The organism is Limnothrix sp. HT2024, assembly GCF_059138625.1.
On record NZ_CM181121.1, the window covers coordinates 3,089,151 to 3,110,412 of the forward strand.

General features: G+C 54.9%; 18 protein-coding genes and 1 tRNA gene. 11 read left to right on the forward strand and 8 right to left on the reverse strand.

Features of this window, described 5'->3' with window-relative positions; genetic code table 11:
- The first annotated feature begins 18 nt into the window (after positions 1-18).
- From tatA to AC2IAX_RS12555, 7 genes are all read left to right on the forward strand, one after another.
- Positions 19-225: a twin-arginine translocase TatA/TatE family subunit gene (tatA, locus tag AC2IAX_RS12525; protein WP_190353443.1), complete on the forward strand. Its 207-nt coding sequence runs from the start codon at positions 19-21 to the stop codon at positions 223-225.
- Between the two features lie 182 nt (positions 226-407).
- Positions 408-1,772: an AAA family ATPase gene (locus tag AC2IAX_RS12530; RefSeq protein WP_494387779.1), complete on the forward strand. Its 1,365-nt coding sequence runs from the start codon at positions 408-410 to the stop codon at positions 1,770-1,772.
- The gene (locus tag AC2IAX_RS12535) at positions 1,759-2,436 is read left to right on the forward strand and encodes an HNH endonuclease family protein (protein ID WP_494387780.1); all 678 of its coding nucleotides are present in this window, start codon (positions 1,759-1,761) and stop codon (positions 2,434-2,436) included. Before AC2IAX_RS12530 ends, AC2IAX_RS12535 begins: the two co-directional genes overlap by 14 nt.
- Before the next feature lie 44 nt (positions 2,437-2,480).
- A complete protein-coding gene (locus AC2IAX_RS12540; protein WP_494387781.1) occupies positions 2,481-3,479 on the forward strand; it encodes a zinc-dependent alcohol dehydrogenase family protein in 999 nt (332 codons plus the stop codon).
- 113 nt (positions 3,480-3,592) lie between these two features.
- On the forward strand, positions 3,593-4,177 hold the full coding sequence (locus AC2IAX_RS12545; protein ID WP_494387782.1) for a Uma2 family endonuclease: 585 nt from the start codon (positions 3,593-3,595) through the stop codon (positions 4,175-4,177).
- Positions 4,178-4,384: 207 nt separating this feature from the next.
- Positions 4,385-4,960, forward strand: coding sequence for a Uma2 family endonuclease (locus tag AC2IAX_RS12550; RefSeq protein ID WP_494387783.1), 576 nt, complete (start codon positions 4,385-4,387; stop codon positions 4,958-4,960).
- A 25-nt stretch (positions 4,961-4,985) separates the two neighbouring features.
- A complete protein-coding gene (locus AC2IAX_RS12555) occupies positions 4,986-6,695 on the forward strand; it encodes a glycosyltransferase family 39 protein (protein WP_494387784.1) in 1,710 nt (569 codons plus the stop codon).
- A gap of 197 nt (positions 6,696-6,892) precedes the next feature.
- Here the strand turns inward: AC2IAX_RS12555 and AC2IAX_RS12560 are convergent, their stop codons facing one another.
- The gene (locus AC2IAX_RS12560; RefSeq protein ID WP_099533996.1) at positions 6,893-7,855 is read right to left on the reverse strand and encodes a protochlorophyllide reductase; all 963 of its coding nucleotides are present in this window, start codon (positions 7,853-7,855) and stop codon (positions 6,893-6,895) included.
- Positions 7,856-7,923: 68 nt separating this feature from the next.
- Between AC2IAX_RS12560 and AC2IAX_RS12565 the strand changes: the two genes are divergently transcribed.
- Positions 7,924-8,100 (forward strand): hypothetical protein, encoded by a 177-nt coding sequence (locus AC2IAX_RS12565; RefSeq protein ID WP_494387785.1) that lies wholly within the window; start codon positions 7,924-7,926, stop codon positions 8,098-8,100.
- Between the two features lie 164 nt (positions 8,101-8,264).
- Positions 8,265-8,337, forward strand: a tRNA-Met gene (locus AC2IAX_RS12570).
- Between the two features lie 595 nt (positions 8,338-8,932).
- Here AC2IAX_RS12570 and AC2IAX_RS12575 read toward each other — a convergent pair.
- Together AC2IAX_RS12575 and ilvN are read right to left on the reverse strand one after the other, a co-directional pair.
- On the reverse strand, positions 8,933-10,225 hold the full coding sequence (locus AC2IAX_RS12575) for a dihydrolipoamide acetyltransferase family protein (protein WP_494387786.1): 1,293 nt from the start codon (positions 10,223-10,225) through the stop codon (positions 8,933-8,935).
- A 174-nt stretch (positions 10,226-10,399) separates the two neighbouring features.
- Positions 10,400-10,918, reverse strand: a complete 519-nt coding sequence (gene ilvN / locus AC2IAX_RS12580; RefSeq protein WP_099533066.1) for an acetolactate synthase small subunit — start codon at positions 10,916-10,918, stop codon at positions 10,400-10,402.
- 453 nt (positions 10,919-11,371) lie between these two features.
- Between ilvN and AC2IAX_RS12585 the strand changes: the two genes are divergently transcribed.
- The gene (locus AC2IAX_RS12585; protein ID WP_494390383.1) at positions 11,372-12,121 is read left to right on the forward strand and encodes a metal ABC transporter ATP-binding protein; all 750 of its coding nucleotides are present in this window, start codon (positions 11,372-11,374) and stop codon (positions 12,119-12,121) included.
- 63 nt (positions 12,122-12,184) lie between these two features.
- The gene (locus tag AC2IAX_RS12590; protein WP_494390384.1) at positions 12,185-13,087 is read left to right on the forward strand and encodes a metal ABC transporter permease; all 903 of its coding nucleotides are present in this window, start codon (positions 12,185-12,187) and stop codon (positions 13,085-13,087) included.
- 47 nt (positions 13,088-13,134) lie between these two features.
- Here AC2IAX_RS12590 and AC2IAX_RS12595 read toward each other — a convergent pair whose 3' ends face one another.
- From AC2IAX_RS12595 to AC2IAX_RS12615, 5 genes are all read right to left on the reverse strand, one after another.
- Entirely contained in the window at positions 13,135-13,680 is a 546-nt protein-coding gene (locus AC2IAX_RS12595) for a hypothetical protein (protein ID WP_494387787.1), read from the reverse strand.
- A 4-nt stretch (positions 13,681-13,684) separates the two neighbouring features.
- Entirely contained in the window at positions 13,685-15,196 is a 1,512-nt protein-coding gene (locus AC2IAX_RS12600) for a cobyric acid synthase (RefSeq protein WP_494387788.1), read from the reverse strand.
- A gap of 408 nt (positions 15,197-15,604) precedes the next feature.
- Positions 15,605-16,543 (reverse strand): hypothetical protein, encoded by a 939-nt coding sequence (locus AC2IAX_RS12605; RefSeq protein WP_494387789.1) that lies wholly within the window; start codon positions 16,541-16,543, stop codon positions 15,605-15,607.
- A gap of 338 nt (positions 16,544-16,881) precedes the next feature.
- Positions 16,882-19,206 (reverse strand): Calx-beta domain-containing protein, encoded by a 2,325-nt coding sequence (locus AC2IAX_RS12610; protein ID WP_494387790.1) that lies wholly within the window; start codon positions 19,204-19,206, stop codon positions 16,882-16,884.
- A gap of 667 nt (positions 19,207-19,873) precedes the next feature.
- Positions 19,874-20,866: a Calx-beta domain-containing protein gene (locus AC2IAX_RS12615; protein WP_494387791.1), complete on the reverse strand. Its 993-nt coding sequence runs from the start codon at positions 20,864-20,866 to the stop codon at positions 19,874-19,876.
- Positions 20,867-21,262 lie beyond the last annotated feature (396 nt).

Consider the following 21,262-nt stretch of genomic DNA (forward strand, 5'->3'; position numbering starts at 1 on the left):
CGTAGGAGAGGCGCGATCGTGTTTGGACTGGGCTGGCCGGAAGTGCTGTTGATTTTGCTGGTAGCGATCCTGATCTTTGGGCCCAAAAAGTTGCCGCAGTTGGGTGGGGCCTTGGGCAAAACCCTGCGTGGTTTTCGCGATGAGCTGAATCCTGATGAAAAGGAACTCGATCGCCCCGCTGGCCCGCCGGACGTGGACGGAGAAGTGATCAAGGGCGATCGATAGTTATTAGTTACTTGAGACTAGCAGCCTCAATCAGTAGTGCCTGGGTAAGCCAGGCATTGTCCACTCCATTAAAAATATTTCGCATAAAGTTTACGAAGGCAGTTAATTTCTAAGCGACCATAGCTCAACCTTGAAATTTCTGATAAAACATAGACGGGTATTTCAAATATTTCCCTTTTGTTATGCAACTCAAGTCAATCAAATTAAAAAACATTGGATTGTTTTCAGATCAAGAAATTTCTATTGCTCCAACACTTAAGAATCACAGTAACATTACAATTTTTATTGGCAGCAATGGTGCTGGAAAAACGTCAATTCTAAAAGCAATAGCAACTTCTTTGAGTTGGTTCATCTCTCGACTGCGAACCGAAAAAGGAGTGGGTAACTCAATTTTAGAAGAGGAAATTTTAAACAAAGCTAATGCTGGTTTAATCGAAGTAAAAGTAGAGATTGATGAATCTCAAGTTCAGCACCAAAACCATATTAAAGATGAAGGCTTTCAATGGACACTCGCAAAGCTTAGGCGAGGTCGTAATTCATCATTTTCGAGTAATCTCATTGCCTGTACTCGGTTGGCAGAAGTTTACCGAGATTTTTTGACTGATGATGAAACTGCGAGTTTGCCATTAATTGCATTTTACCCCGTCGAACGAATCGTACTTGATATTCCCTTGAAAATTAAGACCAAACATACTTTTTTTCAATTAGATGCCTATGATAATTCCTTAAATCAAGGAGTTGACTTTCGCCGATTTTTTGAATGGTTTCGTGAACGAGAAGATGCAGAAAATGAATCGACTATTTCTGAAGACTTCTTCAGTCAAATACCATTGTTTGACGTTACACCCGAATTTTGGGAAAGACTCAAACAGATCAACGCATCTGCGAAGGATCGGCAGCTCATGGCAGTGCGTACAGCGATTAGCCAGTTTATGCCTCATATGAAAAATTTACGAGTTCGTCGTAAGCCGCGTCTTCACATGACAATTGATAAGCACGGTGAAACACTAAATGTTGCTCAATTATCGCAGGGTGAAAAATCTCTGATGGCGCTTGTAGGCGATATTGCTCGTCGTCTAGCCATGCTGAATCCCGGTCTTGATAACCCTTTGACAGGTAAGGGGATTGTTTTGATTGATGAAATTGATCTACATCTCCATCCTTCTTGGCAGCGAAAAATCTGTGAACACCTTGCTGAAACATTTCCTAATTGTCAATTTGTATTGACTACTCATTCATCATTAGTCATCAGTGATTACAAAGATGTTTTACTCTATGGTTTGAGTGACGGCGAAGTTCACGAGCTTCCCCCCCAGTATGGTCAAGATGTGAATACAGTGTTGCTTGAGATTATGGATACCAGAATCCGTAGTCAAGCTATTGATGAGCGGTTAGGTGATTTACTGGATGCCATCCAGGATGTGAACTTAGAGCTTGCCCGAAGCTTACTGGCACAACTAAGCCAAGAACTGCCTGAGAATCATATTGAACTCATCAAAGCAAAACTACTTTTGCGAAAACAGGAACTTCGTCATGCGAGTCATTAGAAAAAGCACAGAGCCTGCAAGCTTAACGACTTGGAAAAAGAAGCATCCCAAAGGACAATATCAAGATCTAGACCCCAGCGTTCGGATTGATATCCGGCAAAAGAGCTTATCAGAGCAATACTATCTCTGTGCCTATTGCTGTCAGAGAATCAAAGATATTGGTGACTGTCATAATGAACATTTAGAAGCGCAGAGCCTCAATCCGAAGCGAACACTTGATTTTCAAAATATTGTTGCCAGTTGCGATACGCCAGGGCAATGCGGCAGATCGCATCAGTCGCAACCATTACCTTTAACTCCAGTCATGGATGAGTGCGAGACAGAACTATTATTTAAAATTAGTGGTCGCGTAGAGGGACTAACCGAGCGTGCCTGTATAACTATTCAAGTTCTAAATCTAGGTGATCGTAACAAGCCTAACCTAGCTCTGATTGAGAAGCGCAGACAACTCGTTAATTCCTTATTTTGGGAGCATGGCATCAATTCCGATAAAGGGCTAATGCAAGACTTAGAAGAAGATGACTTTCTATATGACTTCTACGAAGAGATACTTCATGATTTACAAAAACCTCAAGGGGAGAAGTTAGATGCCTTTGCTCCGGTGGCTGTTAGCATTATCCGAAGTTGGCTGAGTCGTAAAAATCCAGCTAAGAAAAGCAAGTAATTGCCTTGAAAATATCTCGATGATATGGACTGGAGAGCAATTTGATGAAAGCGATCGCCCTGAGTCAGCCCGGTGGGCCGGAAAATTTGCAGATCCAAGATTTACCCCAGCCGGAGATTACGGCGGGCCAAGTGTTGGTGAAACTCAAAGCGGCGGGCATTAACCCGATCGATACCAAGTTGCGATCGCGCGGCACGTTTTACCCCGAGGCAACGCCCCAGGTGTTGGGGTGTGATGGGGCTGGGATTATTGAAGCGATCGGCTCCGAGGTGACGGGCTGGCAGCCGGGACAGGCGGTTTATTTTTGCTATGGCGGCTTGGGCGGCCCGGCGGGTAACTATGCGGAATGGGCGGCGGTGGATGCCCGTTGCCTAGCCCCCAAGCCCGATCGCCTGAGTTTTGTGGAAGCGGCGGCGGCTCCCTTGGTGTTGATTACCGCTTGGGAGGCCCTGCGCGATCGGGCGCGGCTGACGACGGGGCAAAAGGTGTTGATCCATGCCGGGGCTGGGGGCGTGGGCCATGTGGCGATTCAGCTCGCCAAGCGCTGGGGCGCGGAGGTGGCCGCCACGGTCAGCACGCCCGAGAAGGCGGATTTTGTGGTTGGGTTGGGGTGCGATCGCCCGATTCTCTATGGCCAAGAAGATTTCGTGAGCGCTGTGCAGGGCTGGACGGGCGGCCAAGGCGTGGATATTGCCTTTGACACGGTGGGTGGCGACTTGCTGACGGCTACCTTTCCGGCGGTGAAGCCCTACGGCGACGTGGTGACGATTTTGGAACCTGCGGCCAACACCAACTGGAAGGTTGCCCGCAACAATAACTTGCGAATTGGGCTGGAGTTGATGCTCACGCCGCTGCTGAAGCATTGGGATGCGGGTTTGCGACATCAGGCGGAGATTTTGCGTCAATGCGCGGCCTGGATTGATGCGGGCCAACTCAAAATCCAGTTGCACCAAACCTTCCCGCTCGATCGCGCTGCTGAGGCCCACCAACTGCTGGAGCGGGGCGGTTTGATTGGCAAGCTGGCCCTGGCGATCGACCCCTAATTTCAGGCTGAAAGTTTGCGACTTTGAACGGCTGGGCGATCGCGCGGAATTGTCCCCAAATGGGATCTGAATCCAGTGGCTATGCTGGAGAGAGTTCCTGCGATTTTCCTGCCATGACTGCTTCGATTGCCGCCCAGTTAATTGCTGCCAGCCTCACACCCGACGAGTATCGCGCCCTTGAAGAAAAAAGCGAAACTCGCCATGAATATTGCGATGGAGTATCAATCCCCATGACCGGTGGCAGCTATCGACATAGCCAAATTATTACTAACTTGATAGTGCTGCTGGCTACAGCTTGGGCCGAAACGGAATATACCGTTCATGCCAATGATTTGCGCGTTTGGTTACCGGAATGGCAAACGGGCATATATCCGGATGTGCTGGTCATTACAGGTGAGCCACGCTTCACCGAAAATCGCACTGATGAAGTGTTAAATCCCACGCTAATTATTGAGGTCTTGTCGCCTTCAACGGCGGATTACGATCGCACGAAAAAGTTTAGTAAATATTGCTCAATTCCTGAGTTTCGGGAATATCTGTTGGTGGCTCAGGAAGAACCGGCCATCGATCGATTCTGGTTGGGTGAAGACGGCGACTGGCGTTGGCGAAGAACCGAAGGATTGACAGAAACCTGCTCGATCGCCACCGGCAATTTAGCGTTACCCCTATCCAAAATTTATCGATCGGTTAGCTTTTAAATTCGGTTACCCATCAGCATGGCCCATGAACCCGACTCGATCGAGCGCCTCATCCTGGCAAATCGTCATCCGTTGGGTGGCGATCGGTTGTGTTGTGTTGGGCATCGGCCTTCGTCTTTGAACGGCTGGGCGATCGCGCGGAATCGTCCCCGAATGGGATCTGAATTCAGTGGCTATGCTGGAGAGAGTTCTTGCGATCGTCCTGCCATGACTGCTTCGATTGCCGCCCAGTTAATTGCTGCCAGCCTCACACCCGACGAGTATCGCGCCCTTGAAGAAAAAAGCGAAACTCGCCATGAATATTCCGATGGAGTATCAATCCCCATGACCGGTGGTACTTCAAGTCATAACCAAATTGGTCTGAACCTGATTCGGCTCCTAGATCTAGATCCACCCTTCACGGTTTTTGCATTGGATATGCGTCTTTGGCTGCCGACCTACAATCACGGAACTTATCCTGATTTGATGGTGATTGAAGGTGACCCCAGCTTTTCCGATGGACGGCGAGATGAAGTGTTAAATCCCAAGCTGATTATTGAGGTTTTGTCACCTTCAACGGCGGATTACGATCGCACGAAAAAGTTTAGTAAATATTGCTCAATTCCTGAGTTTCGGGAATATCTGTTGGTGGCTCAGGAAGAACCGGCAATCGATCGATTCTGGTTGGGTGAAGACGGCGACTGGCGTTGGCGAAGAACCGAAGGATTGACAGAAACTTGCTCGATCGCCACCGGCAATTTAACGTTACCCCTGTCCAAAATTTATCGATCGGTTAGCTTTTAAATTCGGTTACCCATCAGCATGGCCCATGAACCCGACTCGATCGAGCGCCTCATCCTGGCAAATCGTCATCCGTTGGGTGGCGATCGGCTGTTTATTGTTGGGCATTGGCCTTCGTCTTTGGGCCATTGATCACAATATCCTTTGGCATGACGAAGTATTGACAGCCGTGAGCGCCGCCGGCCATCGTTTGCCGGTGCTCCAGGCTCGTGAATTTGCCAACAAACTGGTCATGCAGCCGGAATTGGCTGCCTATTTGGGGCCCAAGGGACAGCCTTGGTACACCGTTTTTGCTTCTGTGATTGGCAATCCGGAGCATCCACCGCTCTATTACCTGTTAACGCGGTTTTGGATGGAATGCTTTGGCAGCAGTGCCGCCGCCCTTCGGAGCTTGCCCACGATTTTTGGGCTGGCGGTTTTTCCCGCGCTGTATTGGGTCTGTTGGGAGTTAACCCGATCGCCCCTGGTGGGCTGGGTGGCCATGGCGCTGGTGGCCCTGTCCCCGTTCCATGTGCTTTATGGGCGAGAGGCGCGGGAATATAGCCTGTGGGCGGCGTTGCTGTTGGTGTTGGGGGCGCTGCTGCTGCGTGCTTTGCGGTTAACAGAGCGGGCGGCAACTTGGGGCGATCGGGTGCGGGCCTGGTGGCCCTACAGCTTGGTTTTGGCGCTGGGGCTATACACCTCCCTGTTGACGGTTTATGTATCCGTGGGTCAAGGGTTGTATGTGTTGTGGCTCGATCGGGGACGACTGGGCTGGCGGGTGCGATCGCTCGTCCTGGCCGGCTTGGCCGGTGGGCTGTTGTTCTTGCCCTGGGCGCTGGTGTTGTTGAACCATTGGGAAGCTGCCCGCCAGCTCACCGCCTGGATGACCGCCTATGAAGAGCCGCGCATTCAAGTGCTCCGCCGATTGGTAATTCAAACTTTGCGAGGGTTCACGGATTGGGTTCCTGTGGGCGCTGGTTGGTGGGGGGCGGGGCTGTTTTGCGCGATCGCCCTGGGATCCTTGATTTGGATTCAGCGACGGCTGCCCCGGTGGGTGAGTGGTTGGGTGCTGAGTTTCACGTTGGTCTCCACCAGCCTCTTAGTCATCCCGGATCTGCTCGATGGCGGGCTGCGCTCCATCTCAACGCGCTACTGGACTCCGACCTACCTAGGGCTGCAAATTGCCTTTGCGATTCTGATTGTCCAAGGCCTGACCCATGGGCCAACCCTGCGCCGCAGTCTCGCCGCGATCGGGGCCAGCCTGTTGTTAACCATTAGCCTGAATGGTAGTTGGCAATTAATTACCGCCACCACCAATTGGGCCAAAGGCATTAGTGTTAGCTTGCCTGCTTTTGCGGAACAGATCAACGCCGCCGCTAACCCCTTGGTGATTGCGGATGGATTTGGTTATCGAGCGGGCAACACCATCGCCCTGGCGCTACGTCTGCGGCCCAATGTGCCATTCTATTTGGTCTCAGATTTTCGGCAGGTCAACCCCGGTGATTTGCAATTGTTGAAAACGGCGATCGGGCAAATGACCCCACCAGTCAGTGATCTATACGTCCTGAACCTGATGCCCCCGTTTCGCGAGGCGATCGAGACAGAGTTAAAAGGGCAAATTCAACCCCTTGGTGGCGACAACATGGCCTGGCTCGATCGATTGCAACTTCCTTCCCCGATCGCCGCCCAAAAGCCCATGCCGCTCAATTCAAACCCTGGTCAACTTCAACCTCAACAAAAAAGACAAGGGGTTTAGGGGGTGTCGTGGTTTAGCCCGAAACCCCAGATCTGGCGTTAGCGGATCGATCGTGGGGGACAAGGGGCTTAAGCCCCTTGTTGCGACGATTAGGGCATAGAAGATCAACCGTTTCAGCATCACCTCAAAAAATGACGACAGGGCCTAAACCCCTTGCCTCTGAACGATTGCCATTGACCGCGAATGGCTAGCAATTTCTAGGCCAAATTCACCAGCTTCAGAGTCAAATCCCACATTCTTTGACCCCGTTGCTCATCGCGGGCCTGAGGCGAGACCCGTTGCAGGAAGGCTTCGCGACCCTTCTTCTGGCGGTTGCCCCAGCTAAAGTAGGCCCCCGACTGCTTGAAGTCAGGATCCGCCACCACCTGCGCCACCCGATCGCCCGCCAACTCCTGGGACACATAGCCCCCAGTGATGTTCTTTTGGAACCAAGGGAAGATGGTTTGGAACAGGGGATAGTGATTGCGGAAGAGGGGCGTATCGGCCACGCAACCGGGATAGAGCGAAGAGAACGTAATTCCAGTGGATTCATGGAAGCGACGGTGCAACTCGCGCATGGTCAGCACATTGCAAACCTTGCTTTCCTTGTAGGCCCGCACCGGCTCAAACTTCTTGCCATTGGCCATGCAAATCGGGTTTTTGAAGCCCTGTGCAAAGCCTTCGAGGTTGCCCAAATCGGGCTGAGGCGGAATTTTGCCCCCCAATTCGTCGGGGTTGTGGGTTACCGTGCCCAAAATCACCATCCGTCGATCGGGATAGTTCGAGAGCTTCATGTCATCCAACATCAGATTGCACAACAGGAAGTGGCTCAGATGGTTGGTGGTCATGGTCAGTTCATAGCCCTCAGGACTCCAAAGCGGTTCCTTAATCAAGGGCATATAAATGGCAGCGTTGCAGACCAGTGCATCGAGCGATCGGCCCAGCGATCGAAAGGCGCTGACCAACATCCGCACGCTGGTGAGGTTCCCCAAGTCCACTTGGAGCACCGTATAGCTATCTTGAGGAATGCCCGCTTCGGCCGCCGCCGCGTGGGTTTTTTCCAAATTCCGGCAAGCCATCACCACATACCAGCCACGATTGACGAGGGCCTTAGCGGCGTACAGCCCGACTCCCGAGGAAGTACCGGTGATGAGGACGGTGGGTTTTTGCTGTTCTGCCATTGCTGTTGTGCGGTTTTATCGTGATGGGTTACTAAAAAAGGGGGCAGAGCAACTGGCTCGCGCGATTCATGCTAATCGAAACCGATGGTAGTCGCCTCGATCGCGATCGGGAACGCTTTGCCCTGATGCATGATGCCACCGGGCCCAAACGGGGCCAGGCGATCGCATCCTATCGAGAATCGCCTAATTGCGCGTCGCGAAAGGCGAAAACCTCAACCAATCTTAAAATCTTGGCCGGTTGTTGAGAATTTTGTAGGGCTGCATCCAAATTATTTGGCCAGCACCCTTGCGATTTTTCATCCATGGCGTATAATACATACTCGCGTCAAAAATATTGAGTTTTGTTCCGTTAACTAAACGATCACCACTCAAACAATCTCCGTAACCTAGAGATTTGAAGACGCATCAAGGCTCAGTAGCTCAGAGGTTAGAGCAGGGGACTCATAAGCCCAAGGTCGCAGGTTCAAATCCCGCCTGAGCCATCGCTGAAACGCTTGTTTTGCAAGATTCTTAGATTACTCGCAACAGTATTTAGAACTGTAAAAGTAAGATCCATTTAAGAGGATGCCTGAAAAGTATCTTTCGGCCCGAACTAAGCACCAATAGTCGTGGCAGCAAGGGGCTTAAGCCCCTTGTTTCCGTCGATCGCTGGAGCAAGCATTGTATTAATTTTGGCTTTTCAGACATCCTCTAAGATCATTGGCCATCGAGCTGATTTTCAAATAGTCAGCCTCCCTGTTTGCCGCACTAGCAAGCTTGAAGCGGAGCACTAGGTCAGTAGACTTCTTTCACGAATCAGTTAGAAGCTCTGATCCTTAACCCCTTTTCCCAAAATGGGCTGATCAACGGTCATTTTGTAGGCTGGGTTGAGGCACGTAGCTTGCTTCCCGAAGGGTAACCCAACAACAGTAAGGTTCGTGGTGATTGAGTTGGGTTTCGCAAAGCTCAACCCAACCTACTGGAGAACTGCAAGCGATCGAAATTTAGCTTCCAACAAAAGCGCGATCAACTGTTTAGGTCGATCGCGCTAATGATGTTCAACGAAGGATGGGAACCAGAAAACGCGCTAGGGAAAACCTACAGCGTCAGGGATTGCACATCGCCTTCGATTAGGGCGGCCAAGTCGCGCAGGAAGCCCGCCGAATCGGCACCGTAGATGATCCGGTGGTCGGCGGTCAGGTTCACTTGCATCACCCGCTTCACACCCAACAAACCGTCATCGGTGGCCACCACAGTCGGCTTGGACGCGCCCACAGCCAAGATTGCCCCTTGGCCCGGCGGCAAGATCGCATCAAAGCGATCGACCCCAAACATGCCCAAGTTCGACAGGGTGAAAGTGCCGGTCGTGTACTCATCCGGTTGCAACTGCTTGCTGCGGGCCCGAGTTACCAGGTCTTGCCAGTTGCGCGACAGGGAATAGAGATCCACCTGGTCGGCATTCTTCAGCACGGGGGTGATCAAACCACCATCGGGCATGGCCACGGCCACGGCGATGTTGATGTCGCTGCGGTAGGCGATCGCGTCAGGGGCGTAAGCGGCGTTCACCACCGGGTGCTTGCGCAGGCTGAGGGCCACGGCCTTGGCCAGCAGGGCGGTCATGGTCACGCCCTTGGACTTCACTTGTTTGTAGAGTGCGTCCAGCTTGTCGGTGGTGATTGAGTAGCCCACGCGGAAGGTGGGAACGCTCAGGCTCACCATCATGTTGTTGACCACGGCCTTTTGCAGGGTGGTCATGGCCACGGCTTGACCGGGCATGGGTGGCAATGGGGCAGCCGCAGCAGCCGCAGCCGGAACAGCAGCGGGCACGGCCACGGGCGCGGCGATCGGGGCGGGAGCGGCGGCCGGGGTGCGACCGGCGGCCCGTTCCACGTCTTCGGCCACGATTCGACCGTTAGGGCCAGACCCCTTCAGGCCGCTGAGGTCCACTTTCAATTCTTTGGCCAGCTTCTTGGCGCGGGGCGAGGCGATCGTGCGGTCGCTGGGGCTGGTTGCGGGGGCGCTGGCTCCGTTACTGGGGGCAGCGGCCACGGCCACCGGAGTGGCAACGGGCGCGGCGGCCGGGGCCGGGGCGGCGCTGGCTGCTCCGCCGGATAGGCTGGCTGCTTGGGCCTTGGCGGCTTCGATTTCCGCTTCGGTTTCGGCAATCAGGGCGATCGTGGAACCCACAGGGGCGGAACCACCGGCATCAACCACAATCGCGGCCATGTAGCCCTCGTTAAAGGATTCCACGTCCATGTCTGCCTTGTCGGACTCGACGATCAGGATCGTTTCGCCTTTGGCTACTTTGTCGCCCGGCGCTTTCTCCCACGAGACAATTTTGCCTTCGGTCATCGTGGAGCTAAGGGCAGGCATGAAGACTTCGTGAATCATGGGCCGATCGTACCGGGGAACGCTAGGACTTGAATGGTTGGGCTGCAATTCGCCAAAGTCAGATTTTACCGTCTGTGGGGGACGGTGGTGGCGTTGGTTGGCGATCGAGCCGTCAGAGTCAGGGATCGATCGTGTCACGCCGGGTGCTCACCGGTCGGTGGCCCCGGAAGCGCCCTAGTTGCGGAGGTCAGCAGATTTCAGATATTCCGTGTTCACACCGGATTCACGGGTGAGGGCAATTTTGCCGGTGCGGGCCAGCTCGCGCACGCCAAATTTTTCCAGCAATTGCAGGATCGCCACCATTTTTCCGGGGTCGCCCACCACCTCGATCGTCAGGGAATCGTCAGACACATCCACCACCCTTGCCCGGAAAATTTGCGCCAGTTCGATAATTTCCGATCGGGCACTGCTGGGCGCATTCACCTTCACCAACATCAACTCCCGTTCCACACAGGGCACTTCGGTGATGTCTTGGACTTTGATCACGTTGATCAGCTTGTAGAGCTGCTTGACGATTTGCTCAATGATCCGGTCATCGCCGGACACAATCATCGTGATTCGCGATACGCCCCCTTGCTCGGCGGGGCCGACGGCCAGGCTTTCGATGTTGTATCCCCGGCGGGCAAAGAGACCCGCGATGCGCGTCAAAACGCCGGCTTCGTCCTCGACAAGTACAGAAAGGGTGTGTTTCATGGTTCGGTGAAAGGCTGATGGCCAGGGCGGGCGATCGATCGAGTGCATCCCAAAGGTGAATCGCACCCAATGCTGATCCCAATTCCCAATCGCATTCCAAATCTTGCGACAGCCTTTCAGTTTAGGCGATTTGGCGGTCTTCCGATTGCCCAACTCCAGTAACCAACCGAGGGACGGCAGAAGGCGCGATCGGAGCTAATCAGGGGCTAATCAGGGGCTAATCAGCAGTTATTCAACGGCAATTCATTGGGGCCAAGCCCGATCGCCCAGAGACCGATCGGGCTTGGCCATCCCGGGGGCGACGGGGCCTCAGGGGGGTGTTAGAATTTTTTTGAGAACCATTCTCAAACTAATCTTCGACATCTCCGTGAGTCACTGCCATTGTGCGGCGCTGTTGGGGCGCGGTGGTGGCTGGCGGTTTTGTTGGCTTTCCTACTGGAACCCATCGCCTCCATGTTGCAAGTTCAATCGCTGTGTGTTCGCTATCGCGGACTCTCGGTTCTGGACGATGTTTCGCTTGATCTCGCGCCCGGTGAATTGGTGGGGCTGATTGGCCCCAACGGCGCGGGCAAAAGCACCCTGATCAAGGCTCTGCTGGGCCTTGTGCCGATCGAGTCGGGCCTGATTACCTTTCGGGGCGTGCCCTTGCGGCGACTGCGCCATTGCGTGGCCTACGTGCCCCAACGGTCACAAATCGACTGGGACTATCCCATTACCGTGCAGCAGGTGGTGATGATGGCCTTTGCCAAGGCGGCGGGGTGGTGGCGATCGCCGGGCCCAGCAGCCCGGGCCGCAGCTCGATCGGCCATGGAACAGGTGAATATCTGGGATTTGCGCGATCGCCCGATCGGCTCCCTTTCCGGTGGGCAACAGCAGCGGGTTTTTTTGGCTCGGGCCCTGGCCCAAAAGGCAGAATTTTTTCTGTTAGATGAACCTTTTACCGGTGTGGACAAGCAAACGGAACTGGTGCTGCTGAATTTGTTTGCCGAACTCCGCAGCCGGGGCCATTTGGTGTTGGTTTGCTCCCACGAGTGGGGTAGTGCCCTGGAACGATACGATCGATTGCTATTGCTGAATCGATCGCTCCTGGCGAACGATCGGCCCCAGGCGGTAATGACCCTTGATAATATTCGGCGCGCCTATGGCGAAAATATGCAAACGGTCGATCGCCATGCTCCCTTTGAATCGGTTTTAGCCTGTTAGCAAATCCCGTGAGACTATCCTGATTGGAAATCCGAATCTGATTCACCTGAATGCTGAGGGCTAATTTTGGACTGGCTGCTTGATCCTCTGCAATATGAATTCGTGCGTAATGCGATCGCGATCGGGGTGATCGTGGGCGTAGTTTGTCCCGTGGTGGGCAGTTATCTTATTGTGCTGCGGATGTCTCTGCTGGGTGATGTGATTGCCCATGCGGTAATGCCTGGTTTGGTGATCGCCAATGCGCTGCGTATTGATTTATCGATCGGGGCGTTCATGTCTGGCATGTGCAGCACCTTCGTCATTGCCTGGATTCGACAGCAATCGCGGGTGCGGGTTGATGCGGCCATGACCCTAACTTTTTCCACCTTTTTTGGCTTAGGAATTGCCCTGATTTCACTGCTAAAAACGCAGCTTGATCTGGAAGGATTTCTCTTTGGCGATATTTTGAATGTCACCCAAGGAGACTTGCTTCACGGGGTGATTGTGGCAGTGATTTTATTAGCTTTAATTAAACTGCATTATAAGGAACTACTGTTTTATACCTTTGACCCCTTGGGGGCCGAAGCGGCCGGATTACCCACCACTTGGATTCACTACGGCTTGATGGCGGGAGTGACCTTGGCGATCGTGACGAGCTTGAAGGTGGTGGGGGTGATTATGGCGATCGCGATGTTGGTGGGCCCGGCGATCACGGCCTATTTGTTGGTCAAAGAGCTGCACATGATGATGTTGGTAGGTGCTGGCTTGGGGGTGTTGGCCGCGATCGGGGGCATGTACAGCAGTTTCTATTGGGATTTGCCCTCGGGCGCGGCGATCGCCCTGGTGATTTTTGGGTTGTTTTTGATGGCCCTGTTGTTTAGTCCCAGTCAGGGAATCTTGACCCGTCCCCGCGCCAACTCAACCCGTCCGCGATCGGGCAAGGCTTCGGAGTCGGCAGCCCCCAAACCGACCGCAGACCTGGACTAACAGCCAATCTGAGCTAGCGGATCTCAGTGAATTTCAGTGAACCTCAACTAGCGAATGATCTGCGCGGGTGGCCCTTGGTTGGGAGAGGTGGGGAATTGGGGCGTTGCGGAAGGATTGGGGGTGTTGCGTCTGGGGGCCCAAGCACCACATTCAGCCAGCAGGGCGCTGGGTTGGTCGCTGTAGGCGCTCATGCAGTCGATCGTCATCCTCGATCGATTGGCGGAGTTGTAGCGACTGGCCGGAACACCGGTGCTGGTGGCGGCGGAGCCATTGCCGCGATTGGGGTTGCTGCCGGGGCCGCTGGCGGAATTGGGTTGGCTGGGCGGCGGCCCGCCGGAGTTACCGCTGCCGGGCGAGGGCGTAATTGGTTCTTCGAGGTTGGGAGCCTGGGCGTTGGGGTTGCGGCAACGGGCCAGAGCATAGGGATCATTCCCCGCGCGGCGCATACAGTCCAACAGGCCAGGACTTTGGGCCTGGGCGGTGGGCGTGCCCAAGGTCACGAGGGCCAACAGCCCGATCGCCCCTAAACCCCGGGTGATCACGTTGGTGATCGCAAGTTGCCACTGAGAAACCATCGGTCGATCGAACGCCATTGGCTCAAACCTCCAGGTAGTCGCACAGCCGATCCAGGGTTAAGGATGTTTCCAAAAGGTCGGCCATTCGATCGTACAACTGTTGCCGATGTTGTTGCCAGGATTGGGGGTTGGGGCGATGGGTGGTGATGCCGGCCAAGTGGGTCAGGGTTTGGCGCACCGCCGCCGACTCAAACAGTCCATGGACATAGGTTCCCCAAATGTATCCTTGGGCCGATCGGGCCCCTTCCGGTTCCGGTGGTTGCCCGATCGGCTCCAGGGTCAGCAATCGATCGCAAGGGGCGATCGGGCGGGTTTGTCCCATGTGAATTTCATAGGCTTGCCAGCGATCAACCTGCGGAATGTCATGCGGTGGGGTTGCACCGGCCGGACTGGGCCAATGGGCCGTCACTTGGCGCACGGTTTTTTGTGGAAAATAATCCGTTTCCACCGGCAACAGCCCCAACCCCGCCATCTCGCCCGCAGCCCCCGCAATGCCCGTGCGATCGACCAGCGATCGGCCCAACATTTGATAGCCCCCACAAATGCCCACCACCGGCACACCCTGGGCGGCGGCCCGTTGAATGGCCACTGCCAAGCCCGTTTCCTGGAGCCAAGCCAAATCCCGCAGGGTGTTTTTGCTGCCCGGCAACACGATCGCCCGGGCGGTGGCCAGCTCGGCCGGCCGAGTCACCCAGCGCACCGCCACCCCTTGATCGATCAACCAAGGTTGGCTGTCTTGGGAATTGGACAAAAAGGGAAACCGAATCCAGGCAATCACCGGGTGATCGCATTCCGCTGGGGCCTCTTCCGCCGATCGACAGAGGCTATCTTCACTTTCCGGTTGCAACTCCGCCGCGTAGGGCAAGGTTCCCAAATAGGGCAGGTGGGGCAAATGCTGCTGAAAATAGCGATCGGCATCGGCAAATAGCCGCAAATCACCCCGAAACTTATTCACCACCAAGCCCAATCCCAAGGCCTGAGCCGATCGGGGCATCAGTTGATAAGTCCCCACCGCTTGGGCAAAAATACCGCCTCGTTCAATGTCTCCCACCAACAGCCAGCGGCCTTGGAGATGCTCGATCGGGCGCAAATTCACCAAATCCCGGTGCATCAAGTTCAATTCCACCGGGCTGCCCGCCCCCTCCATCACCAACACATCACAGCGATCGCGCCAGTCCGCCAGGGTTTGCGCCACCACCTCCCACAGGCGATCGATATGTTGGTAATAGTCTGCCGCCGCAATATGCTCCCCGGCCTGGCCCAACAGCACCAACTGCGATCGGCTATTGCCCGACGGCTTTAGCAAAATGGGATTCATCTCCGCCACGGGCCGCAACCCGCAGGCCTCCGCCTGGGCCGCCTGGGCCCGCCCAATTTCGCCCCCTTCCAGGGTCACGAAGGAATTATTGGACATGTTTTGGGCCTTGAACGGCGCAACCCGCAGACCCCGCCGCCGCAACCAAGCACAGAGGGCCGTGGTTACCCAACTTTTGCCCGCGTTGGAGGAGGTTCCTAAAACTGCGATCGACTTCATGAACTTTGCTAGGGCCTGTCGTGATTGCCTGGGATTGAGCGGAAATGGTTAATTTGCCATCCTCCAGTCGTCGGAACAAGATGCTCAAGCCCCTTGCTCCCCACGATCTCGTTACGGCGGAATCAGAGTTTTGGGCGATTTGACGACACCCCCTAAGAGGATGTTTAAAAAGTATTCTTTGGCACGGGCAAGCACCAATCGTCGTGGGGACAAGGGGCTTAAGCCCCTTGTCTAAGTCGATCACTGGGGCTTACAGAGTAGCAATTTTGGCTTTTCAGACACCCCCTAAGCCCCTTGCTCTCCACGATCTCGTTACGGCGGAATCAGAGTTTCGGGCGATTTGACGACACCCCCTAAGCCCCTTGTCCCTAGCGAGATTGTCACGGTGGGATCTAGGGTTTTGGGCGATTAAACAAAATCCTTCGCTTTGGTTGAAAGGGCCGATCCCAAATTGCCCGCCAACACCACCTCGTAGTTGTAGCTGCTGTTGGCCGACAATGCGCCACCGCCCACCCGTTGGGTCATGGAGGTTTTGTCGGGCCGGCGCGGCGCATAGGTGGAGTCGGCCTGAACAGTCACAGTCCCACCCGAAAACCGCAGCCCCTTGACCGTTAAGGAATTGGTGCGATCGTCCGCAACGCTAACCGTGCGCCGATCGTTGCGAGCCGTTAGGTAGGTGGCGTTTTGGATGTTGCCCGTGGCCAGGTCAACCTTGGCCAGAATGCTGACCCGGCTGCCACCGCCACCGCCGGGACTGCCATCCGTGTAGCCGCGCAGCCAACCACTGCCCGTGAATCGGCTGTAGCCATTGCCCGGCTGCGTGCCCGTGGAGGTAAAGACGGCGTAGAGATTGGAGCCATCCCAAGCCAAGCCCGTGCCCGTACCGTCATCGTTGGTGGTTTCGTAGTCCGTGCGCACCCAGCGTCTGACCCCGTTGTTAAAGCTCACCAGGATCGGATCTTTGTTGGCGGAGGTCACTTGGCGATAACCGATATAAACGGTGGTGGTGCCGATCGTGACTTTGGGCCCATTTTTCGCGGCGATCGCGGCTTCCGAGTCGTTGATTCCGAAGGTAACGGCGTTTTTCACCGAAGATTGCACACCGTTGCGAGGCACATTGACCGATCGGGGCAGGTCTGGGGCGATCGCGGCGGTTTCCTCCTGAGGCGCTCCGGTCAAAGGATCCAACGGGCGATCGGGGGCATCAGTTCCCGATCGGCGACCCAGATGATCAAAATCCTGATTGAAATTGCCACCCGTTTCACCGCGCCTCAGGTTGCGATTTTGTCCCCAGGAATTCAACAAGAAATCATCACTGATTTGACCCAAATTGATCTGATCATTCACTCCAGCATTAACCGCAGAATTCCCAGGCAAATCAACCCCAGAAAGAAGCTGCTTTGTGCTGAAAAATTCGGAAACGTGATCAATGCTTTTGATCTCAGAACTTTTGATCTCAGAATCTTGGGTTTCGATCGAGTGCTGAGTGCTGAAACCGCCTCCGGAATTGTGAGCATGGATTGGCGAAAAGTAGGATGCAACCCCACTTGAACCCATCGTCCAACGTGGCTCAATGCCTTGGCCCAGAACAGCCGTTGCCGAATTGGCCAAGCTTCCTCCCCCAAAATCAGTAGATGCCATCAAGAACTCCAGACGATCGTGAGCGGGCCCTGGCATCCTAGGCCTCAAATGAAGTCTTTGGCCCTCGTGGACAGGGCAGATCCCAAATTGGCTGAGAGTACCACTTCGTAGTTGTAGCCCGTGCTGGCGGGCAGTGCACCATTGCCAACATTTTGAGTCATGGCTGTTTTGTCGGGACGGCGCGGCGCGTAGGCCGAATCCGCTTGCACCAACACATTGCCGCCCGTGAAACTGAGACCCCGCACAAACAGGGAGTTGGTGGTGTCGTCACCAAGGGTGGCGGTTCCCTTGTCATTACGTGCCGTCAGGTAAGTGGCGTTTTGGATATTGCCCGTGGTGGGATCAACCTTGGCCAAAATCCCCACTTTGCCGCCGCCGCCACCGCTGGGGCTGCCGTCTGTGTAGCCCGTGAGCCAACCGCTGCCCGTGAAGCGACTGAGGTTATTCCCCGGTTGATTGCCGGTGGAAGTGAAGACAGCATAGAGATTGGAGCCATCCCAAGCTAAGCCCGTGCCTGTTCCATCATCGGCGGTGGTTTCGTAGTCGGTGCGTACCCAGTTGCGCACGCCGTTGGTGAAACTGACCAGGATCGGATCCTGATTGAGGGCCGATACCTGTTGATAGCCGATGTAGATGTTGGTGTTGCCGAGGGTGATCTTCGGGCCATTTTTGGCGGCGATCGCGACTTCCGAATCACCGGGGCTGAAGGCAACGGCACTGGATACGGAGGATTGCACCGGGCCGCCGGTGGGCGTGGTGGTCGCGTTGGGGCCGCTGGCGGTGCTGTCGATGATGCTGATGGTGGCGGTGTTGATGCTGCCCAGTTGCCCGCCCGTGGGGTTGCTGAGGTTGAGTTGGAAGGTTTCCGTTGGCTCGGCCAGGCTGTCAATCAGGATCGGGATCGTGAGGCTGGCGACGCTTTGGCCGGCGGTGAAGGTGAGCTGGCCATTGATGGCGCTGTAGTCGAGACCGGCCAGGGCGGTTCCGTTGCTGGTGGCATAGGTCACCGACAGGGGTTGGGACAGGTCGCCGGTTCGTCGCACGGGGATGGCCAGAGAGCCGCCGGTTTCGTTGATGCTGTAGCTATTGCCATCGAGGGAAACGGCGGGGCCGGTGGGGTTCGTGCTGCTGCTGCCGCCGCTGCCGTCGCGGATGGTGAGGGTGGCGGTTGCCCGATCGAGCTGGGCCCCCACGGGATTAGACAACAGCAGGGCCACGGTTTCATCGGTTTCCGTGAGGCGATCGTCTGTTAGGGGAATGGAGATGGTTTTGCGGGTTTCGCCAGGCGCAAAGGCGATCGCGCTGTTCACGGGGGTGAAGTCTTGGTTGGGGGTGGCCGTGCCGCTGCCGGTGCTGAAGGTGACCTGGGCGGCGGTTTGCAGGTTGCCGGAACGCTCCAGGGTAATCACGGCGCTGCGATCTTGCTCGTTGCCCACAAAACCGCCGTTCAGGAAGCGCAGGATCGTGGTGCTGGCGCTCAGGCTTTCTTGGGAGATCACGTTGCTGGCGCTGAAGCTATTGGGGTTGATGCCCTTGAGAACGGCCATGTAGCGGCCCGTTGCCCGATCGCGGACGATCGTGTCACCGCTGTTAATGCCAGTACCGGCCGTGAAGTCCAAATCTTCAAACCGCTGACCGCTGGGCACTACCAGTCGATCGGCTTCTTCCTGCAAAAAATCCAAAATCACATCGGCCGAGGCGATCGAGCTGCCACCCGTCACCGCACTGATCAAGAACAGATCGGCCCCGGCTCCACCGGTTAGGGTGTCGGCTCCCAAATCTCCCGACAGCACATCATCGCCCAGGTCACCCAGCAGTTGATCATCGCCCGCACCGCCCCAGAGGGTATCGGCTTCCTTGCCGCCGCGCAGTCGATCGTTGCCCCCATTGCCAAACAGCAAGTCGCGGCCGCGGTTGCCAGCCAATTGATCATCGCCCGCTAGCCCCTGGATTTGATCATCGCCACTCCAACCCAACAGCAAATCGCGACCAGTGCTCCCCGTGAGCGAATCGGTTGACTCGCTGCCAAAGTTGAAACGGTTAAACCCGCTGCCCGGTTCGCGCCGTTCCCGAAATCCCGATCGGGCAAAGTGCTCCAGGCCCGAAGTGAGCTGGCCCCGCCCGATCGCCCCTTGCACGTCAGGATTTTGGGCTAAATAATTCGCTTCGTTGTAAAGCGGCAACACCGCTTGCAAAATCTCATAGTCGCCGCTGGGGCTGCGGCCTTCCTTGAAGCCATGCTGTGAAAAATGCGCAAAGCCCGATCGCAGCAAATTACCGCTTACCGCAAGGCTCACATCGGGATTTTGGGCTAAATAATCCGCTTCACGATAGGCAAAACTCGCCACCTCAAAACCGGTGAAATCCATAGATCGGCTCCGTCTAGCAAAACTGATTCGCAGGGAAGGGTAGGAGCTGTCATCGCATTCGCTGAATTCCTGATGCCGGTGCGATCGACCGTGGGCAATGACCGCTGAAACCGGTTGCTCACAAAAGCTCCAGTTCCTTGTTTCTGGCGATCAGATCATGACAGGATGAGGACTGCGAGGATTTGATGACAGACCCTAACGGTTCTTTTCAAAAATTTTCCTGAGAAACCGGAATTGCGCTCCGAAACTGAATTGGGTGGGCATTTTGAACATAAAAGGAGTTTCAACAATAATTCAAAAGGGCATTTGATCAGGATATCTGAAAAGTCAAAGCGGCCATTTTGTGGATTTCATCGATCAACAAAGACAAATGGTTGAGAGAATGTTTGAAAAGTATCTTTTGGCCTGTGCCAAACACCAATAGTTGTGGGGGCAAGATGCTCAAGCCCCTTGTCTACGTCGATCACTGGAGCGGACAGAGTAGCAATTTTGGCTTTTCAGACATTCTCTGAGAGCCTGTCGATTTTTCGAGATACTTTCGAGGCATCGTTGACCAATTTCTGACCCATTTTGGTTGAGCAGAGGCACGCCGATCGACGTGCCCGATCGCTCTGGATTCAAGTGCGAAATTGACGATGGGCAACTACTCGGCCCACTTCAACGCTGCTCAAAGACCATGATCACTAATGGTGAGGGTAGCGGTTGCCAAATCTAGCTCAGCGCCAACGGGATTGGACAGCAGCAGCATTACGGTTTCATTGGGTTCCGTGCGCCGATCGTCCGTTAGCGGAATAGAGATGGTTTTGCGGGTTTCGCCGGCCCCAAAGACGATCGAACCGGTGATGGGGGTGAAATCTTGGTTGGGGGTAGCTGTGCCGCCGCTGGTGCTGAAGCTCACGCTCACATCCGTTGCTGTGTTCACCGATCGCTCTAGGGTAACGGTCGCCTTGCCATCCAGCTCAACGCCCAAAAAATTGCCCTTGCTGAACCGAATCACGGCCGGGGTCGGGGCCAGGCTATCTTGGGACACCACATTGCTGGTGTTGAAATTATTGGGGCTGACCCCCTTTAAAATCGCCAAATTGCGGCCCGTCGCCCGATCGCGCACGATCGTATCGCCACTGTTGTTTCCCGTTCCGGCGATGAAGTCCAAATCTGCAAACCCTTGACCGCTGGGCAGCACCAACTGATCGGCCTCGCTGGTTCGGAAATCCAAAATCAAATCCGCTTGGTCGATCGTGCCCCCATCCATCGCCATCCCAATCAAAAAGCGATCGGCCCCCAAGCCGCCAGTCAACGTATCAATACCCAACTCGCCCGCGAGCCAATCGTCTCCCAAATCCCCCAATAACTGATCGTTGCCGCTGCCGCCCCACAGACTATCTGCCCCTTGTCCCCCTTGGATCCAATCATGGCCATCATTGCCCCATAGCTGATCGCGGCCTCGGTTTCCCAGCAGGCGATCGTCCCCATCCAAGCCGTGTAATTCGTCATCACCGCCCCCGCCTTGAATCCAGTCCCGGCCAATGCCCCCAAGAACCAGATCGGCGTTTTCAGTGGTTAGCTCCACACGATAAAAACCATCATTGGCGCTGCGGCGTTCCCTGGTTTCTGGGGCGATCGGGGTGGTTAATCCAGCACTGGATGGGGTGATGGGCATGGTGTCCGAAATTGCAGAACTCGCGACTAAATTGCTCGCTGCCGAATTGAGCAGAAAATCTGCGGCTGAAACCGTCTCTGAAACCGCGTTGGTACTTCTAAAACTCTGATTTGCGGGGAAACTACTGGATGCCAATTGCCAGAAACCGAATTTTGGGAGATTTTGGCTGGAGGGAAGGCTGATCTCAAAAGTTTGCGCCCAAGGATCCGACTCTCGACAATCAAAATTTGCCACACCAAACTCGCTAAAGTTCATGGGAAAACTCCGTCAGTCGTGGCTGATTTTTAGGGAATATAATTTTTTCTTCAGAAATTCAAAACAAGAACCGGATCTGATAGAGAATTTTCTTTTGTAAAGATCAAGTATTAAATCGAACTCATGAAAATTATTTCTAAT

Bases quoted from the DNA above. Each gene is read 5' to 3' on its own strand.
- AC2IAX_RS12530 (WP_494387779.1), top strand. From the start codon at position 408: ATGCAACTCAAGTCAATCAAATTAAAAAACATTGGATTGTTTTCAGAT.
- AC2IAX_RS12535 (WP_494387780.1), top strand. From the start codon at position 1,759: ATGCGAGTCATTAGAAAAAGCACAGAGCCTGCAAGCTTAACGACTTGG.
- AC2IAX_RS12540 (WP_494387781.1), top strand. From the start codon at position 2,481: ATGAAAGCGATCGCCCTGAGTCAGCCCGGTGGGCCGGAAAATTTGCAG.
- AC2IAX_RS12545 (WP_494387782.1), top strand. From the start codon at position 3,593: ATGACTGCTTCGATTGCCGCCCAGTTAATTGCTGCCAGCCTCACACCC.
- AC2IAX_RS12550 (WP_494387783.1), top strand. From the start codon at position 4,385: ATGACTGCTTCGATTGCCGCCCAGTTAATTGCTGCCAGCCTCACACCC.
- AC2IAX_RS12555 (WP_494387784.1), top strand. From the start codon at position 4,986: ATGAACCCGACTCGATCGAGCGCCTCATCCTGGCAAATCGTCATCCGT.
- AC2IAX_RS12560 (WP_099533996.1), bottom strand. From the start codon at position 7,855: ATGGCAGAACAGCAAAAACCCACCGTCCTCATCACCGGTACTTCCTCG.
- AC2IAX_RS12565 (WP_494387785.1), top strand. From the start codon at position 7,924: ATGCTAATCGAAACCGATGGTAGTCGCCTCGATCGCGATCGGGAACGC.
- AC2IAX_RS12575 (WP_494387786.1), bottom strand. From the start codon at position 10,225: ATGATTCACGAAGTCTTCATGCCTGCCCTTAGCTCCACGATGACCGAA.
- ilvN (WP_099533066.1), bottom strand. From the start codon at position 10,918: ATGAAACACACCCTTTCTGTACTTGTCGAGGACGAAGCCGGCGTTTTG.
- AC2IAX_RS12585 (WP_494390383.1), top strand. From the start codon at position 11,372: ATGTTGCAAGTTCAATCGCTGTGTGTTCGCTATCGCGGACTCTCGGTT.
- AC2IAX_RS12595 (WP_494387787.1), bottom strand. From the start codon at position 13,680: ATGGCGTTCGATCGACCGATGGTTTCTCAGTGGCAACTTGCGATCACC.
- AC2IAX_RS12600 (WP_494387788.1), bottom strand. From the start codon at position 15,196: ATGAAGTCGATCGCAGTTTTAGGAACCTCCTCCAACGCGGGCAAAAGT.
- AC2IAX_RS12610 (WP_494387790.1), bottom strand. From the start codon at position 19,206: ATGGATTTCACCGGTTTTGAGGTGGCGAGTTTTGCCTATCGTGAAGCG.
- AC2IAX_RS12615 (WP_494387791.1), bottom strand. From the start codon at position 20,866: ATGCCCATCACCCCATCCAGTGCTGGATTAACCACCCCGATCGCCCCA.